We start from the raw sequence: 17,067 nt of genomic DNA on the forward strand, positions 1-17,067 counted from the left end.
GTGTATTTTAGTAAGACACCAACACCAACCAATACATGTTATTAAAGAATTTTTATTCCGTAGTAAATTCTTCCGAAGAAAACGGAAAACATTTTACCCAAATAGAAATTAACAAGGATCATGAAATTTACGATGGGCATTTTCCCGGAAGACCCGTAACACCGGGTGTGATTTTAATGAATTTATTTAAAGAAGAAGCCGAGCGTAGGTGTGGATGTAAACTTCAGTTTAAAAAAGGGAATAACGTGAAATTTATGGCGGTGGTAGATCCAAATACCGATGCTGTTTTAAACCTCGAAACCGAAATTACAGAAGAAAACCAGGAAATAAAACTTAAAGGTATAGCTAAGAATTCGGCCGGGATTTCATTAAAGATCAATTCTCTTTATAAAAAAGTTGAATCTTAAGCTTTTAGAAGTTTGTGCTTTACTTTTTAATTTTACTTTTGCAATTAAAGCCATTTTAATTTGAACCAAGAACCCATACACCAGGCCAGATTTGAAGCTTTAAATTGTTGTATTCTAATTCCTACATACAACAACGAAAAAAGCCTGGCTAGCGTTTTACAGGATTTACTATTATATACCTCTAATCTTCTGGTGGTAAATGATGGTTCTACAGATGCTACGGAAGAAATTCTCAAAAGTTTTTCTGAAATAAATATTCATCATTTTGAAGAAAACAGGGGTAAGGGCGAAGCTTTAAAACACGGTTTTAAGATTGCTGAAGATTTGGGTTACGAATATGCAATAACCATAGATTCTGATGGGCAACATTATCCTGATGATTTGGATGTTTTCCTCAGTCATTTAGAAGAAAAAACTCCCGGTTCTGAAATTTTACTGGTTGGAGATCGCAATATGGGACAGGATGGGATTCCCGGAAAAAGTACCACTGGCAATAAATTTTCTAACTTTTGGTTTTTAGTAGTTACCGGTACCCAGTTAACCGATACACAAAGCGGCTACCGACTTTATCCTTTAAAGGTAATAAACCAAATTAAGCTTTATACCAGCAAATTTGAGTTGGAAATTGAGATTATTGTAAAAGCCGCCTGGCGAAAAGTTAAAGTACGAAACGTACCAATTAAGGTTTTTTATGAAGAAAACCGGGTAACCCATTTTCGGCCTTTTTGGGATATAACCAGGATAACGCTGCTCTACATTTGGTTTGTTTTGGTGAGTTTTTTCTATATCCATCCGCGAGATACTTACCAGGATTTTAGAAAGAAAGGCTTTAAACGTTTCTGGAAAGAAAATATTATTAAAAGTCAGGAGCCTGCGCATAAAAAAGCCGCGGCAATTGCCCTGGGTGTTTTTGTTGGGATCTTACCCTTTTGGGGCTTACATACCTTACTGGTTTTCAGCTTAGCGGCAATGTTTAAATTGAATAAAGTTGTAGCATTTTTATTCAGTAACATTAGTATTCCGCCCCTTATTCCGTTTATTATTTATGCCAGTTATCAAGCGGGATCCTTACTTACCGGTCGAGGATTGGCCTGGGAATTAAGACCAGAAGATTTTGATTCTACTGCCGATATCTTTCTTGGTTTGTGGCAGTATATTATTGGCAGTTTTGCGCTGGCAGGAATTGCCGCCGTGCTACTGTGGATTGTGTTTTATTTCTTATTTTCGATAACAAACCAAAAACAGGTGGTAAAACCTTAAATGCATAATTTCTTCCTAAAGCTTTACTATTTTTTTCGAAGACAAAAAACGATTGGTTTTTTGTTGTTGCTACTTTTTGTGCTGGTTGGCGGATATTTCGCTTCAAATATTCAGCTAGAAGAAGATATTACCAAGCTTATTCCATCTGGAGAAAAACAGAACGTTTTAAGAAAAGTACTGGATAATACAGAGTTTTCAGACAAACTCATTTTCGCTATTTCTTCGGAAGAAAAAAGTCCTGAAAAACTTACTAAATACGCCGGTAAGCTTACAGATTCTTTAAATCAAGAACTACCTGAATATATCACGAAAATCCAGGGAGAAATTCCTGATGAAGGTATTTTAGAAGTATATAACTTTGTTTACCAGAATCTCCCATTATTCCTTAATTCGCGGGATTATGAGGAAATAAATTCCAGACTGCAGGAAGACAGCATTCAGGAAAAATTGGAAAGCTCCTACAAAGATTTAATTTCTCCAACCGGATTTATAACCAAGCAATTTCTTTTTAAAGACCCGCTCTCTATCACAAACCTGGGTTTACAAAAATTACAGGAACTGCAGGTAGACGATAATTTTAAAATCTATAATAATTACCTGGTCACTAAAGATGAAAGACATTTACTGCTGTTTATCAATCCTGAATACCCTGCTTCTGAAACCAAGAATAATGAGGTTTTTATAGAGCGTTTGGATAAGATAATTTCAGCATTAAATAATAATTCTGAAGTTAAAGCTGAATATTTCGGTGGTGTTTTATATGCCATCGCAAATGCAAAGCAAATAAAAAGTGATATTCAGCTTACGCTTAGTATAGCTTTCTCTATTTTACTTATCCTACTTGTTCTATTTTACCGGAGGTTTTACGTCCCGTTATTACTTTTTCTTCCCAGTTTATTGGGAGCTTTGGCTGCCATTACCTTGTTATACTTCATCAAGGGCAGTGTCTCAGCTATTTCTTTAGGTATAGGTGCTATTTTATTGGGAATTAGCCTTGATTATGCACTTCATATCCTAACTCATTTTAGAAATAATGCCGATGTAAAAGTGCTTTACCGGGAAGTCAGCAAGCCTATTTTAATGAGTAGTTTTACTACGGCTATCGCTTTTTTATGTTTACTTTTCCTGGAAAGTGAAGCCCTGAAGGATTTGGGAATCTTTGCAGCTGTTAGTGTTATATCTGCTTCAATATTTGCATTAATCCTAATTCCACAATTTTATCAGCCGCCTAGAAATAAGGAGAAAGTAAAGACTAACTGGATAGATAAGCTCGCTTTTCAACGTTTTTATCAGAAAAAAAATTTAGTTGGCGGTGTACTGTTAATCTTTTTTGCGGGATTATTTTTCTTCACTAAAGTTGAATTTAACGAAGATATTTCACAGCTTAATTTTGAACCTGAAAATATAAAGCAAACCGAAGAAAAAATTAAGCAAATTGCTGGCGAGGCTGTGAACACCACCTATTTGGTTTCCTACGGAAATGATATAGATGAAGCTCTATCCAGGAATAATGAACTTTATCGGGACTTAAAAAGCCTGGAAGAGACCGGTAAAATTAAGAGTTTTAGCAGCATTGGCGGAGTAGTGCTTTCTACCGATAAACAAACCGAAAGAATTGAAGCCTGGAAGGAGTTTTGGAGTTATTCTAAAAAGGAAAACTTAAAGAATAATCTCTTGAACGAATCTGCTGAACTTGGTTTTAAGGCAGAAAGCTTTAACCAGTTTTATGAGCAATTAGACAAAAATTTCAACGGAATTTTCCTGGACGATTATCGTGATGTTTCCACCCTTTATTTAGACGATTTTATCAATAGAAATCCTGGTTTTTCTACGGTTACCAGCACGCTTAGTTTTAAAAAAACCAATTCAGCACTTTTACAGGAACTTGAAGAAAAAGAGGGAATTATAGCTATAGACCGGAAACAAATGAGCCAGGATTTTCTTGGAGATCTAAAGAGTGAATTTAACCAGCTTATTTTATTCTCCCTAATTGCAGTCTTTATGGTGTTATTGCTTTTTTACAGGAATTTACTGCTTAGCTTACTAACATTACTGCCCATTGCCATCACGTGGATTATCGCACTGGGAATTATGGCTATTTTCGGAGTAGAATTTAATATTTTAAATATTATTATTTCCACCTTTATCTTTGGTCTTGGGCTGGATTACAGCATTTTTATTACCAACGCCTGCCTAAAAGAATACGAAACCGGAAAACCAGCTTTAAAAACTTATCAGGCTTCAATTTTACTTTCGGTTTTGACTACCTTACTTGGAATTGGCGCGCTGGTTTTTGCCAAACATCCCGCACTCCAGTCGGTTTCTGTGGTCTCTGTGATTGGCGTTTTAACCGCGGTTATAGTTGCATTTGTAATTCAGACAAAAATATTCGATCTATTGTTTTTCCAAAGAAAACTGGCCCAGAAAGCTCCTTTTAGTTTCTCTGCGATATTTAATAAACCTGGTAGTAAAGAACAGCTTTATTTAAAAAATACGGTTTTAGGAAATTACAGGTATAAATTGGTTTATGCTGCTGCAAAAAAGGAATTTACCCAGAACCGGGAACGCTTTTTAAAGGTTTCCGGGTTTATAAATCCTGGTCAAAAAATCTTTATGCTGAATTCTAATTTTGGAATCCTTCCCGTATTTTTAAGTCTGAAAAATACTGAAAGTAAATTCTTTGTTTTAGATACGATTAAAGAAAATAGAAAAATTTCTAATAACACCTCGCAAAGTAATGCTGAGAATCTTACTTTCAGCAAAGCATGGCCTCAGGATTTCAAACCATATTTCATATTTATTATAAGTCAAAAACCTGTAGAAGATATCTCTTTGGCTTTAAAGGAGAATATTACTAAATATGCTGAAAAGGTAATTATTTTAACCCCGGAGTATGAAAATAGGTGGTTAATCGATTTGAATTTTGAGATCGTTTATCGTCAAAATAATATCCTGGTTTTTAAAAAATTGGATTAGGTGAAATTGCTATTAGTTAGAATATCGATCTTTCTCGGGGTTTTTCTCCTCCTAAATTCCTGCGGAATAAAACGCTCTCTGCAAGATCGCCCCGATATTTCCGGAATTAAAAATATAGATACTACCCGAACTAAGCTCAGTGAAACCCACTATAAGATTGGAAAAAATTCATTGTACAAAAATAAATATGGCATTTGGGAATTATATATTGAGGGAGATGCCTTAGAACGCGGAGTAATAAGCGGGAGCTTGACCCGTGAATTAATGCACAAGCAGGAAACTGCCTTTATGGACAAGATTTATGAACTCGTTCCGGGCCCAGGATACCGTAATTTTCTCAAAAAAACCGTTGCCTGGTTTAATCGTAAAATGTATCTGCACGTCCCGGAAGAGTATAAACAGGAAATTTACGGTACTTCACTTTTTGGGTTGGAAAAGTATAATGATTTTGCCCCGGCCTATGTGCGCATGCTCTATTTTCACGGTGCACACGATATTGGTCACGCCTTGCAGGATTTAATGCTGGTTGGTTGTACTTCTTTTGCTGCCTGGGGTGATAAAACAGAAGATGGGCAATTGCTTTTAGGCAGGAATTTCGATTTTTACGCGGGAGATGAGTTTGCGGAAGAAAAAATTGCAGCCTTTGTGAATCCTGATAAAGGGCATAAGTTTATGATGTACACCTGGGCCGGGATGATTGGTTCAGTGAGCGGGATGAATGAGCAAGGTATTAGCGTCACGATAAATGCAGGAAAAAGTAAAATTCCGCGGCAGGCGAAAACTCCTATTAGTTTAGTTACTCGTGAAATCTTGCAATATGCGTCTTCAACTAAAGAAGCTATAGAAATCGCTAAAAAGCGTGAAGTTTTTGTTTCAGAATCTATTATGGTTGGCAGCGCCTCAGAGCACAAAGCGATTTTAATTGAAGTTGCCCCGGGGAATTTTGGAGTTTATGAGGTTGAAAATTCTAATGAGTTAGTGTGCAGCAACCATTTTCAAAGTGAAGCTTACGCGGAAGATAATCGCAACTTAAAAGCCATAGCAGAAAGCCATACCCAATACCGATTTGATAAAATGCAGGAGTTACTTTCTAAAAAAGAGAAATTAAACTCAGAGAAAGCTGCTGAAATATTAAGGAATAAAGAAGGTTTGGAAGGTGCTAACCTGGGGATGGGAAATGAAATGGCGATAAATCAATTGCTAGCCCACCACGGAATAATTTTTAAACCTGAAGAAAGAAAAGTTTGGGTGTCTGCAAATCCATATCAGCTGGGTGCTTTTGTAGCTTACGACCTCGATGCTGCATTTAAAAAGTTTGAAGACGGAAATGTGTCAGGCAGTGTTATGCTAGCTCAAGAAACCATTGCAGAAGATCCTTTTGTAAATACTGAAGCTTATAAAGATTACGAGAAATACCGAAAATTAAGTCGGGAAATCACTGAAGCTATTTCTAAAGAAAAAGAAATTTCAGAAAATAAAATTAAGCGATTAAAATACCTAAATCCTCATTTCTGGGAAGTTTATAAAATTGCCGGCGATTACTATTTTCAGCAAGAAGAATTTAAAAAAGCGGTGATCAATTATAAGCAGGCGAAAAGGAGGGAAGTGACCACTTTGCCGGATGAGGAATACCTGGATAAAATGATTAAAAAATCTTACCGCAGACTCTAAATGGCTAATTTTTACGATATACACGGAAATCAAAAATTGTTAAAAAAACAGCTAAGTTACGCTGCGGCAAACTCTCCATTTTATAAAAAGCACTTTTCAGAAAATAAAATAGATATTGAAGCAATTCAGTCTTACGAGCAATTCAGGAAGATTCCGATTACTACCAAAGAAGACTTACAACAATATAACGAAGAATTTATTGCGGTTGGAAAAGATGCAATTATAGATTATGTAACTACTTCAGGAACCTTAGGGAATCCGGTTAGTTTCGCGTTAAACGATGCGGATTTGGATCGGCTGGCTGAAAACGAACGCCAATCTTTTGAAATGATCGGAGTACAAAAATCCAGTGTTGTGCAACTTACCACCACTTTAGACCGCAGGTTTATGGCCGGGATGGCTTATTTTTTAGGTTTGCGAAAACTAGGCGCTGGAATTGTAAGAACCGGCAGTGGATTGCCCGGCTTACAATGGGAATCTATAGAACGATTTCAACCTGATTTTCTCGTTGCAGTTCCTTCATTTTTGTTGAAAATGATCGATTTTGCTATTGAAAACAGAATTGATTATAAAAACTCTTCGATTAAAGCTGCCGTTTGTATTGGCGAACCTTTGCGAAATCCCGATTTCAGTCTGAATTCTTTGGGACAGAAAGTAAAAGATTTATGGGATATAGAATTATTTTCTACCTACGCTAGTACCGAAATGGGAACCGCTTTTACCGAATGTGAATTCCATACGGGAAATCATAGTTTGCCTGATTTAATCTTTGCGGAAGTTCTCGATGAAAATCAAAATCCGGTGAAATCCGGTGAAATTGGGGAATTAGTAGTTACACCTTTACAAACCCAAACAATGCCTTTAGTGAGATTTGCGACCGGAGATATGGTGAAATTCTATGATGAAAATTGTGACTGTGATAGAAAATCATTGCTAATTAGTACGCCTGTTGGGCGAAAAAAGCAAATGATAAAACTGAAAGGAACTACACTTTATCCGCAGCAAATTATCAATTTACTTACTGCTTTTCAGGCTTTAAAAATCTTTGTTATTGAAGCAAGACTAAATGAAACACAAACCGATGAAATTCTCGTTAGAATCCCAGAGGATTTTTCTGAAGTTAGTGAGCTTCAGGAGCATTTGCAAGCTGGATTGAAAGTAAAAGTTAGCTTAGAAAAAACTTCCGTAGAAAAAATTGAAAAGCTGAAGTTTCCAAAGGAAAGTAGGAAACCGAAACTTTTTCACGATTATCGATAAAGCTTAAATAATCTTCTTTATTACACGCAGTTGGTGAGTATGTCTTTTTAATTCCGCATTAAAAATTCCTGAATGATCAATGCGATCAATTCTAACTTTGCCATCTACGTGAATAATATAATTATCGTTCATCATAATACCCACGTGATCTATTATTCCTTCTTTATCATCAAAAAAGGCAAGATCTCCGGCTTCACTTTCTTCAATAAAACTAAGTGGCTCGCCTTGTTTAGCCTGATCGGCCGAATTTCTATTTAATTGGTAGCCGTTTAATTTGTATACCATTTGTGTAAGTCCGCTGCAATCAATTCCCAATGGCGATTTCCCGCCCCATGAATATGGACTGTTCAAGTATAATAAGGCAGTTTTTACAATTTCAACCTTAAGTTTTTCACCCGAAACCGAATGTCCCTCAAAGTGATGGTTCAATAAATCGGTAGCATTAAGCGAAGCACCAAGGGGGATAGTGATAAGATGCCCGTTATGATCGGTTACAAAATCAAAAAGATCTGCAGAATATTTAGGAGTAGCCTGGTCTAACTGGAAGTAAGTTTCTTCCGGAATTTTAAGTAATTGTTTATTTGAGATCCAGGCCTCAAAATTATCGAATGCAACACGAATCCTGCTCCATTGAGCACGTTCTTCAAGTATTTTAAAATGTTCTCCATAAAGAACCTGAGAGACCATTTCGCTATTATTAGATGTGGTTTCGCGAAGTGGTACAATGCTTAAGGGGCAAATTCCGTATTGCATTCAATAAAAAATATAAAATTAAGAGTTTCGCTCTATTACCATTGCAGATGCACCGCCACCGCCATTACAAATTGCGGCCGCACCTAATTTAGCATTATTTTGCTGCAGTACATTTAGTAAAGTAATAAGAATTCTTACTCCGCTACATCCAAGTGGGTGACCAAGAGAAACGGCACCACCATGAACATTGGTGATCTCGTCACTAATTCCTAAAATCTTCATATTAGCCAGGCCAACTACAGAGAAAGCTTCATTAAATTCAAAGAAATCTATCTCGTTTTGAGCAACACCTGCATTTTTAAGCGCTAAAGGCAAAGCTTTGGCTGGAGCAGTTGTAAACCACTTTGGTTCCTGCGCGGCATCGGCAAAACCTTTGATGCTTGCCAGGATCTCTACGCCTAATTCTTCAGCTTTTGCACGACTCATTAAAACCACAGCACCGGCACCATCGTTAATAGTAGAAGCATTTGCTGCTGTTACAGTTCCGTCTTTACTAAACGCGGGACGAAGTGAAGTTATTTTATCCATTCTCACATTTTTAAACTCCTCGTCTTCTTTCACTACTAAAGGATCTCCCTTTCGCTGCGGAACTTCAACCGGCACCACTTCATTATCAAATTTCCCATCGGCCCAGGCTTGAGCAGAACGTTCGTAAGATTTAATGGCAAAAGCATCCTGATCTTCTCTTGAAAAATTATGCTCGGTAGCACAAAGATCGGCACAGACACCCATCGCATTATGGTCGTAAGCATCTACCAGACCATCTTTTTGCATTCCATCTTCCATTTTTGCAGGACCAAATTTCTGTCCTTTTCTATGGTATAAATAATGCGGAATTAAACTCATATTTTCCATTCCACCGGCAACAACTATAGAAGTTTGGCCAAGCATAATAGATTGTGCACCTTGCATAACGGCTTTCATACCACTGGCACAAACTTTATTTATGGTTGTACAAGGAACGGTATCTGGAATTCCGGCTTTTAAAGCGGCCTGTCTTGCAGGTGCCTGGCCAACACCGGCCTGCACTACATTTCCCATTAATACTTCCTGTACAAGTTCAGGTTTCAAATTAATTTTATTTAGAGCTCCTTTGATGGCAACAGCACCAAGATCGGTAGCTTCTACGGTAGATAAGCTACCCAAAAAACTTCCTATTGGAGTCCTTGCGGCGCTTACAATTACTACTTCGTTATTCATCATTTATGTTTTAGTTATTTCTTCTTTTGCGAATTTAGTGATTTTATAAGGAACTTAGCAAGAGCGCTCATTTGGCCGCTATTTTTTAGTACATTTGAGCAATAGCACGATTTATATGAAGAAATTCGTAAATAACCTGTATAAGAATCAGGCGTTATTTTACAAGGTATTTTTATTTGCGCTTACCGCGGTGCTAATTGTTTACCTACTTCCTAAAGGAGGAAATTTTAAATATGAAATTCCTAAGGGAAAGCCCTGGCAGTATGAAAATCTCTATGCGCCTTTTGATTTCGCGATCCTAAAATCGGAAGAAGAAATCCAGGACGAACGTCAACAAATTATAAATAATCATACTCCTTATTTTCAGTTTAACCAGGAAATTCCAATTGAGGTAAAATCTGAAGTGCCAGAGGTGGTACCAGAAGTTTTTCCCGATAGCATTTTTAATAACAGGGAAATTCAAATTATTGGTTTTGTAAACGAAACCCTGGATGATGTCTATGAATACGGATTGTTGCAAGCTAATAACAGGTTAGAAGACAATCAGCTGGTTTATTTACGAAAAGGGAATGAAGCTTTTGAGATTTCTTATAAAAATATTTTAAAACAAGATCAGGTACGGGATTTTTTGAATTCTGAGATTGAGGAATCTAACCTTGCAGAATTTGAAAATGAATTGTTAGAAGTTTTCTTTAATCTAATAGAACCTAACGTAAGTTTTGACAGCGAATTTACCCAGAAAGAACTCCAAAGTAAACTGGATAATATTTCTTATACCCGCGGCAATATTGAGCAGGGCAGTAGGGTTATTGCCCGGGGAGAAGTCGTAGAAGGCAATAAATACAATATCCTGCGATCGCTTAAAAATGAATATGAATCCCAGGTTTGGAGTGAAAGTAATTACAAATGGATTATTGTAGGATATAGTGTTTTAGTTGCTTTAGCACTTTTAATGCTCCTCTTATTTATTAGAAAATACCGGCAGGAAATTTTTGAGAATAATGTTAAGGTAACTTTTATCTTTTTCAACATTCTCTTTATGGTCATGTTAACCACCTTAGTGGTTAATTTTAATATAGATTACGTATATGTAGTACCGTTGTGTATTCTTCCTCTTACTTTAAAAGCATTTTTTGATGCTCGTTTGGGAATGTTCACGCACGTAATTACGGTACTGCTTTTAGGGTTTATTGTCCCTAATAGTTATGAATATATGTTTCTGCAAATTATAGCCGGGATTGTTACTATTCTTACAATGTCTGAACTCTACAAAAGAGCTAACCTCTTTATTTCAGTGGGTCAAATTACCCTGGTATATATTATTTCCTATTTCGCTTTTACGGTAATCCAGGAAGGAAATATCGCCGATGTGGAAGCTGAAGTTCTACTTACTTTTCTCCTTGGAGGCCTCGCAACATTATTTGTACAACCATTAATTTACATTTATGAAAAAATCTTCGGAATGGTTTCAGATATGTCTTTGCTGGAACTTTCAGACACCAACGCAAAATTACTAAAAGAGCTTTCAGAAAAAGCACCGGGAACTTTTCACCACTCTTTAAACGTAGCTAACCTGGCTGAAGCTGCCGCCAACGAAATTAATGCAAATGCGATGTTGGTTAGGGTAGGAGCACTTTATCACGATATTGGTAAAATGAAAAATCCAACCTATTTTTCTGAAAATCAAACTTCAGCGGTCAATTCTCACGACGAGTTAGCGCCAAAAGAAAGCGCCCAAATTATCACCGACCATGTGATTAACGGGATTGAAATTGCAAAAAAACACAATCTGCCAGATAGGGTTATAGATTTTATTAGAACACACCACGGAACAACAACAGTTTACTTCTTTTATATGAAAGAGAAAGAGCAAAATGAAAATGCCGTGGCAGATGATTTTAGGTATCCTGGGCCTATTCCTTTTAGTAAAGAAACCGCGATTTTAATGATGTGTGATAGTGTAGAGGCCGCCAGTAAAAGTTTAAAAGAACCAACCGCAGGAGTAATAGATAATTTTGTAGAGAAGATTATCAATAAACAAATGAAAGAAGAGCAATTCTTAAACGCTAATATTACTTTTAAAGAAATACAAGTGGTGAAAAAGATCCTTAAACGTAAGCTTAAGAACATTTTTCACCTTAGAGTTGAGTATCCGGAATAGATTTAACCTACAGCCGTAATTTTAACTTCCTCACCATTAAAATTAAAGGTATCGCCTTCTTTTTTACCTTCCATTTCCTGGTAAATAGGAGCTTCAGTAGATATAGCATAGACGCTGCTCCCATCTTCCATGGCAATTTCACCAATGGGGACTGAAATAAAATAATAATTTCCACTGGTTTCCACCACGCTGCCAAAACTAATGGCTTCACTATAATGATCGGGATCTATTCGGCTTAAGCTTTCTTTCATTTGTTGTGAGTCACTTAAACGGCCGGCATATTTCTCAAAATCGCTTAATAATTGTCCCTTATTATCTTCATCATAATCGGTTTTTATATCGTTTGCCTCCATAGATTCTTTTATAAGATCCATTTCCTTTTGATATCTTTCTATTTGCTCATTTACAGTATCTAAACAATTAAAATAGAGTTCTTTCTTATTACTTACCATATTATTTTTTATTATTTTTCCGTTGTTTTTTTAAAATTAAATAACCTAAGCAGGCTAAAAGAATATTTAGCAAAAATTTAATATCACTCCTGAAATATATTATAAGTCTTAAACCTTATAAATATCAAATATAAGCCTGTAAACTTATAAACATACAATATAAGCTTATAGACTAATATTTTTGTTATATTTGAAATATGATAGCCGTAATTACAGCCGATTTAGTTGATTCTTCTAATTATTCAGAATCGTTTTTAGATGAAATTTTAAAAAGTCTAAATTCAGAATTTGAAAAATTGCAGCAGGATTATGCCGAAAATGAAATTGATTTCGAAATTTACCGGGGCGATAGCTTTCAGGGAGTTATTGCAAAATATCAGGATTCATTGCAAATTGCTTTACAATTAAAAAGTTTAATAAATAAAGTAAAATTAAAAGATCAAAAATCCGCCGGCCCTTTAGCTAATGTAAAAATAGCTATTGGCATTGGTAGTTTTGATTATAAAGGAGATTCTATGGCCGAATCTAATGGGCAGGCTTTTCAATTTTCTGGAAGAACTTTAGACGCAATGAAAAACGAATCCAGGAAAATTCGTTTAAAAACACCTCTGGAAAGCTTGAATTCTGAATTTGACGCCAGTTTATTTCTATTGGATACCGTGATGGATAAATGGAGCCAGGCCTCGGCCGAAGTGGTTTATTTTCTTTTAAAAGGTATGAAAGAAACCGAAATTGCCGAAATACTGAATATTAGTCAATCTGCTGTAAACCAGCGTAAAAAAGCCTGCGGCTGGGAAGCAATTTCGGTCTTACTGAAACGTTTTAAAAATGCAACCGCGCAGAGTTTTTAATTATGGAAGAAACTACGCTAATCTTACTTCAACTTCTGCTGGCACACATCTTAACCGATTTTGTGCTGCAACCCACCAAACTGGTAAAACATAAAAGGGAGAAAAAAGCGGGATCCTGGTTTTTATATTTCCATTCGTTTTTAGCAGGATTTCTAACTTATATTTTTCTGCAGGAATGGCATTTATGGTATATACCCATAGTAATTAGTTTAAGCCATTTTTTTATCGATTTATGGAAACTTCAGCATAAAAACGATACTTTAAAACTTTTTTTAATAGACCAGTTTTGGCATATTTTCATAATAATTTTAGTCTGGATTTATCTTATAGATGGCTTTTCAGAATTGATTCCCTTTATTGCTGATGTCTTTTCTTCAACTCAATTTCTAGCGATAATAATTGGGTATTTACTGGTTATTTTCCCAACTGGATTTTTAATTGGCAAGGCTACTAAACGCTGGCATAACGAGCTTCAACCCAATGGCCAAAGTCATAGCCTGGAAGCTGCAGGCCGGTATATAGGTATTTTTGAAAGAATTCTGGTGCTTACCTTTATTTTAACACAAAATTTTTCTGCTATAGGATTTCTTATCGCAGCAAAATCTATTTTACGTTTTAGTGATAAAACCGATGCGAGCGCAAGAAAACAAACCGAATATGTACTCATAGGAACGCTAATGAGTTTTGCGATTACGATCCTAATCGGACTTTTAGTACGCTATTTCCTCTTCTAAAAGCTGAATATTGCTTTGCAAACGCTCTTTTACAATATTCATCATACGCTTATTTAAAGCCGAAGAATTCTTGATATAAGCAGCATATTCTTCTAAAGTGAATTGTCCTATTATTATTCCCTTTAAACTATTTCTGAATTTTATATCTTTTTGGATAGCATTTTCTATGTAGTTAAAGCGCTGCTCAATTTTAAGTTCATAGAATTTATTCTTGTGTTTTTTAGTGTAATTTCTAAAAACTTCCAGCAATAATTCATCCTGAAGTTTGGCGATTGGCCGTAAAGTTTTGTTTTGAAATTGCTCGTCTAAACTCATGTTTTCTGAAACTCTGGCCGAAGGGATCTCGGGCCTAAGTGCTACTAATTGAAGATCACGTGGTATCATAAGAACTATGTTTTCTTAAATTTAATAAACTTTAAAGCTCAAATTTCGGGCCTCTTTAAAGACTTGTAAACTACTTATAAACATTACACACGTTAAAATCGTCTTAATCGCCCTGTCTAAGCCTATTCTTCTTTTTATCTTTAAATAGAAGCCTAAATTTTATAAATATTGAATAACCAATGATAATTTCAAAAAACCCATATACCGGAGAAGAAATCTCTAGCCATCATGAATTAAGTGATACCGAAGTTGAAAAAGCGATAAAAAAAGCGCATTCCAGGTTTAGATCCTGGCGGGAAACCTCTTTTGCAGAGCGAAGCAACCTAATGATGAAAGCCGCAAAAGAGCTTAAAGACAATTCCCGTGAATACGCCGAAGCAATTACCCGGGAAATGGGAAAACCCATTACTCAGGCTGTCGCAGAAGTAGAAAAATGCGCCTGGGTTTGCGAATATTATGCTGAGCATGCTGAATCTCAACTAGAGAATGAAAAAATTAAAACCGATGCTAAAAACTCCTATGTTACTTACGAGCCTTTAGGAGTAGTCCTTGCGGTTATGCCATGGAACTATCCATTCTGGCAGGTTTTTAGGTTTGCAGCGCCAGCGCTCATGGCCGGAAATATTGCGATTTTAAAACACGCCAGTAACGTAATGCTTTCAGCTAATAATATTCAAAAGGTATTTGAAAAGGCCGGTTTCCCTCAAGATTGTTTTCAAAACCTAGTCATTGGCAGCAAGAAAGTAGAAAATATAATTAGAAATAAAAAGGTAAAGGCCGTGACTTTAACCGGTAGCGGCAGGGCAGGAAGTAGTGTAGCTTCTATTGCCGGGGAAGAAATCAAGAAATCTGTTTTAGAACTTGGTGGGAGCAATGCCCTTGTAGTTTTTAAAGACGCTAATATTGCTGAAAGTATAAAAACCTGTGTCCAGGCTCGTTTTCAAAATACGGGACAAAGTTGTATTGCCGGAAAGCGTTTACTGCTTCATCAAGATATAGCTGAAGATTTCCTTGACGAATTCACTCGTCAGGTTCGGGAATTAAAAAGTGGCGACCCAATGGACGAGGAAACTTTTATTGGCGTAATGGCAAAGGAAAGTTTAGCTGAAGATTTAGAAGACCAGGTAAAAGCTTCGGTAAAAAAAGGAGCTAAAATTATTTTAGGAGGAAAAAGGGACGGTACTTACTTTGAACCCACAATTATTACCGGTGCAAAAGAAGGAATGCCTGTTTTTGATGAAGAAACTTTTGGCCCGGCGATTTCTGTTACAGAGTTTAAAAATGAGGAAGAGGCAGTAGATTTAGTTAATTCTTCAAGTTTTGGGCTTGGAGTCTCCATTTTTACAGAAGATGAAGATTTCGCTCTAAAAATAGTACCCAGGTTTGAAGATGGAGCTGTGTTTGTCAACGAGCTGGTTAAAAGTGATCCCAGATTACCTTTTGGCGGAACTAAAATTTCAGGATACGGAAGGGAACTATCCCATCATGGAATCCAGGAATTTACCAATAGAAAAACCGTTTACTTTAACAAATATTAGTTTATAAAATGAATTTTGGAAAAGTAGATCACCCCGAAAATATAGATTTTACGCTGCCTGAAACTCATCCTGACACCATTAAAGTTCTTAACCAAAATGGAAATAAAGATGGATTTAAAGATGTGCGTATTGGCTGTGCAAAATGGAATAGAAAAGACTTAAAGAATTTTTATCCGCGAGGAACAAAAGATGAACTGGTTTACTACTCTTCCCAATTTAATAGTATAGAATTCAATGGTTCTTTCTATAGAATGTATCCCGAAGAGCAATTTGAAAAATGGTATGGAAAAGCCGATGAAAATTTTAAGTTTTTCCCAAAAGTTCCAAGACTTATAAGTCATATAAAAAGGCTTAACGCCACAGAGGAACTGACTGATGATTTTGTAAAAAACCTGCTTCAGTTAAAAGAAAAATTAGGAATGGTTTTCCTTCAAATGCGTGAGGATTTTGCCCCGAAATCGGCTGATAGGCTGGACGATTTCTTGACGCATTGGCCAAAAGAGATTCCGCTTTCAGCAGAATTAAGAAACGTAGATTGGTATGCAGATGAAGAAGCAGCAAACCAGCTTTACGCGCTTCTTAAAAAAAGAAATGTAGCACACATAATAACCGATACGGCCGGGAGACGCGATCTAATTCATATGCGATTAAGCAATACCACGGCTTTTATTAGATATAATGGGGCCAATCATAGTTCAGATTATACAAGATTAGATGACTGGCTGGACAGGTTGGAAGAATGGCATAAAGAAGGCCTGGAGAATGTATACTTTTTTATACATCAAAATGTAGAAGAGGCCTCTCCATTGCTTTCGGCTTATTTTATAAAGAATTTCAATAAAAGATTTAAAACAGATATAAAAATACCTAAAACTTTAAATTAAGATGAAAATGAAACAGCAAGAAGTAGCAGTAACCGTAGATAGTGTAGTTTTTTGTAATGCAAATAATGAATTCAAAGTTTTGCTCATAAAAAGAAAAAATGATCCTTATGGAGGCCAGTGGGCATTGCCGGGTGGCTATATAAATGAATCTGAAGATTTACAGACCGCGGCAAAACGCGAACTGGAAGAAGAAACAGGAGTTGCGGTAAAAACAATGGAACAGGTGAGAGCTTTTGGTGCTCCGGGGCGTGATCCCAGGGGAAGAACCATTTCTATTGCCTTTGTGAGTCGTATTTTTTGTGAAGAAGAGCTTAAGGCCGGGGACGATGCAGGAGAAGCTTCCTGGGTGAGCATAGACGATCTACCGGAATTAGCTTTTGATCACGCTGAAATCATTGAAGCTGCAAAAAATTATTTATAGAATTTTAAAATTCTAATACTCTTAATTATTAAAATCTAAAATAATCTAACTGATTCTAAGAAGCCGGTAAAACTTTTAAAAGCTTTCACCAGCCCATATTTTATGGTTATTTTTAAAA

15 protein-coding genes are annotated in these 17,067 nt (G+C 36.2%); 11 read left to right on the forward strand and 4 right to left on the reverse strand.

Going from position 1 to position 17,067, the window contains the following annotated elements; genetic code table 11:
- Positions 1-35: 35 nt before the first annotated feature.
- The 5 genes from B5488_RS03875 (at position 36) to B5488_RS03895 (ending at position 7,571) form a co-directional block, all read left to right on the forward strand.
- Positions 36-407, forward strand: a complete 372-nt coding sequence (locus tag B5488_RS03875; RefSeq protein ID WP_079734067.1) for a hydroxymyristoyl-ACP dehydratase — start codon at positions 36-38, stop codon at positions 405-407.
- 60 nt (positions 408-467) lie between these two features.
- The gene (locus tag B5488_RS03880; protein WP_079734068.1) at positions 468-1,667 is read left to right on the forward strand and encodes a DUF2062 domain-containing protein; all 1,200 of its coding nucleotides are present in this window, start codon (positions 468-470) and stop codon (positions 1,665-1,667) included.
- 63 nt (positions 1,668-1,730) lie between these two features.
- Positions 1,731-4,643 (forward strand): MMPL family transporter, encoded by a 2,913-nt coding sequence (locus B5488_RS03885; protein ID WP_231919803.1) that lies wholly within the window; start codon positions 1,731-1,733, stop codon positions 4,641-4,643.
- Positions 4,644-6,314: a C45 family autoproteolytic acyltransferase/hydolase gene (locus B5488_RS03890; RefSeq protein ID WP_079734070.1), complete on the forward strand. Its 1,671-nt coding sequence runs from the start codon at positions 4,644-4,646 to the stop codon at positions 6,312-6,314.
- The gene (locus B5488_RS03895) at positions 6,315-7,571 is read left to right on the forward strand and encodes a phenylacetate--CoA ligase family protein (protein ID WP_079734071.1); all 1,257 of its coding nucleotides are present in this window, start codon (positions 6,315-6,317) and stop codon (positions 7,569-7,571) included.
- Between the two features lie 3 nt (positions 7,572-7,574).
- Here the strand turns inward: B5488_RS03895 and B5488_RS03900 are convergent, their stop codons facing one another.
- The gene (locus tag B5488_RS03900) at positions 7,575-8,324 is read right to left on the reverse strand and encodes a C40 family peptidase (RefSeq protein ID WP_079734072.1); all 750 of its coding nucleotides are present in this window, start codon (positions 8,322-8,324) and stop codon (positions 7,575-7,577) included.
- 18 nt (positions 8,325-8,342) lie between these two features.
- Positions 8,343-9,524 carry an acetyl-CoA C-acyltransferase gene (locus tag B5488_RS03905; protein WP_079734073.1) on the reverse strand — a complete coding sequence of 394 codons (1,182 nt, stop codon included), beginning with the start codon at positions 9,522-9,524 and terminating at the stop codon, positions 8,343-8,345.
- Between the two features lie 115 nt (positions 9,525-9,639).
- Here B5488_RS03905 and B5488_RS03910 point away from each other — a divergent pair, with 115 nt between their 5' ends.
- Positions 9,640-11,685, forward strand: coding sequence for an HD family phosphohydrolase (locus tag B5488_RS03910; protein WP_079734074.1), 2,046 nt, complete (start codon positions 9,640-9,642; stop codon positions 11,683-11,685).
- 2 nt (positions 11,686-11,687) lie between these two features.
- Here B5488_RS03910 and B5488_RS03915 read toward each other — a convergent pair whose 3' ends face one another.
- Entirely contained in the window at positions 11,688-12,137 is a 450-nt protein-coding gene (locus tag B5488_RS03915; protein WP_079734075.1) for a transcription elongation factor, read from the reverse strand.
- A 197-nt stretch (positions 12,138-12,334) separates the two neighbouring features.
- On the opposite strand from B5488_RS03915, the gene B5488_RS03920 reads away from it, so the two are divergent.
- Entirely contained in the window at positions 12,335-12,988 is a 654-nt protein-coding gene (locus B5488_RS03920; protein WP_079734076.1) for a hypothetical protein, read from the forward strand.
- A 2-nt stretch (positions 12,989-12,990) separates the two neighbouring features.
- A complete protein-coding gene (locus B5488_RS03925; RefSeq protein ID WP_079734077.1) occupies positions 12,991-13,722 on the forward strand; it encodes a DUF3307 domain-containing protein in 732 nt (243 codons plus the stop codon).
- On the opposite strand, the gene B5488_RS03930 is transcribed toward B5488_RS03925, so the two are convergent.
- On the reverse strand, positions 13,699-14,106 hold the full coding sequence (locus B5488_RS03930; RefSeq protein WP_079734078.1) for a glyoxalase: 408 nt from the start codon (positions 14,104-14,106) through the stop codon (positions 13,699-13,701). The genes B5488_RS03925 and B5488_RS03930 overlap by 24 nt on opposite strands.
- Before the next feature lie 179 nt (positions 14,107-14,285).
- Here B5488_RS03930 and B5488_RS03935 point away from each other — a divergent pair, with 179 nt between their 5' ends.
- From B5488_RS03935 to B5488_RS03945, 3 genes are read left to right on the forward strand one after another with little or no spacing between them, the layout of a single operon-like run.
- A complete protein-coding gene (locus B5488_RS03935; protein WP_079734079.1) occupies positions 14,286-15,644 on the forward strand; it encodes an NAD-dependent succinate-semialdehyde dehydrogenase in 1,359 nt (452 codons plus the stop codon).
- Between the two features lie 8 nt (positions 15,645-15,652).
- A complete protein-coding gene (locus tag B5488_RS03940; RefSeq protein ID WP_079734080.1) occupies positions 15,653-16,528 on the forward strand; it encodes a DUF72 domain-containing protein in 876 nt (291 codons plus the stop codon).
- Positions 16,529-16,535: 7 nt separating this feature from the next.
- Positions 16,536-16,949 (forward strand): NUDIX domain-containing protein, encoded by a 414-nt coding sequence (locus B5488_RS03945; protein WP_079736521.1) that lies wholly within the window; start codon positions 16,536-16,538, stop codon positions 16,947-16,949.
- The last annotated feature ends 118 nt before the right edge of the window (positions 16,950-17,067 follow it).

Origin of the sequence: Salegentibacter salegens (assembly GCF_900142975.1) — a bacterium.
GTDB classification, from domain to species: domain Bacteria; phylum Bacteroidota; class Bacteroidia; order Flavobacteriales; family Flavobacteriaceae; genus Salegentibacter; species Salegentibacter salegens.

Excerpts from the sequence above, each read along its gene's own strand:
- B5488_RS03900 (WP_079734072.1), bottom strand. The coding sequence starts at position 8,324 with ATGCAATACGGAATTTGCCCCTTAAGCATTGTACCACTTCGCGAAACC.
- B5488_RS03930 (WP_079734078.1), bottom strand. The coding sequence starts at position 14,106 with ATGATACCACGTGATCTTCAATTAGTAGCACTTAGGCCCGAGATCCCT.
- B5488_RS03905 (WP_079734073.1), bottom strand. The coding sequence starts at position 9,524 with ATGAATAACGAAGTAGTAATTGTAAGCGCCGCAAGGACTCCAATAGGA.
- B5488_RS03920 (WP_079734076.1), top strand. The coding sequence starts at position 12,335 with ATGATAGCCGTAATTACAGCCGATTTAGTTGATTCTTCTAATTATTCA.
- B5488_RS03915 (WP_079734075.1), bottom strand. The coding sequence starts at position 12,137 with ATGGTAAGTAATAAGAAAGAACTCTATTTTAATTGTTTAGATACTGTA.
- B5488_RS03945 (WP_079736521.1), top strand. The coding sequence starts at position 16,536 with ATGAAACAGCAAGAAGTAGCAGTAACCGTAGATAGTGTAGTTTTTTGT.
- B5488_RS03925 (WP_079734077.1), top strand. The coding sequence starts at position 12,991 with ATGGAAGAAACTACGCTAATCTTACTTCAACTTCTGCTGGCACACATC.
- B5488_RS03940 (WP_079734080.1), top strand. The coding sequence starts at position 15,653 with ATGAATTTTGGAAAAGTAGATCACCCCGAAAATATAGATTTTACGCTG.
- B5488_RS03875 (WP_079734067.1), top strand. The coding sequence starts at position 36 with ATGTTATTAAAGAATTTTTATTCCGTAGTAAATTCTTCCGAAGAAAAC.
- B5488_RS03935 (WP_079734079.1), top strand. The coding sequence starts at position 14,286 with ATGATAATTTCAAAAAACCCATATACCGGAGAAGAAATCTCTAGCCAT.
- B5488_RS03895 (WP_079734071.1), top strand. The coding sequence starts at position 6,315 with ATGGCTAATTTTTACGATATACACGGAAATCAAAAATTGTTAAAAAAA.
- B5488_RS03910 (WP_079734074.1), top strand. The coding sequence starts at position 9,640 with ATGAAGAAATTCGTAAATAACCTGTATAAGAATCAGGCGTTATTTTAC.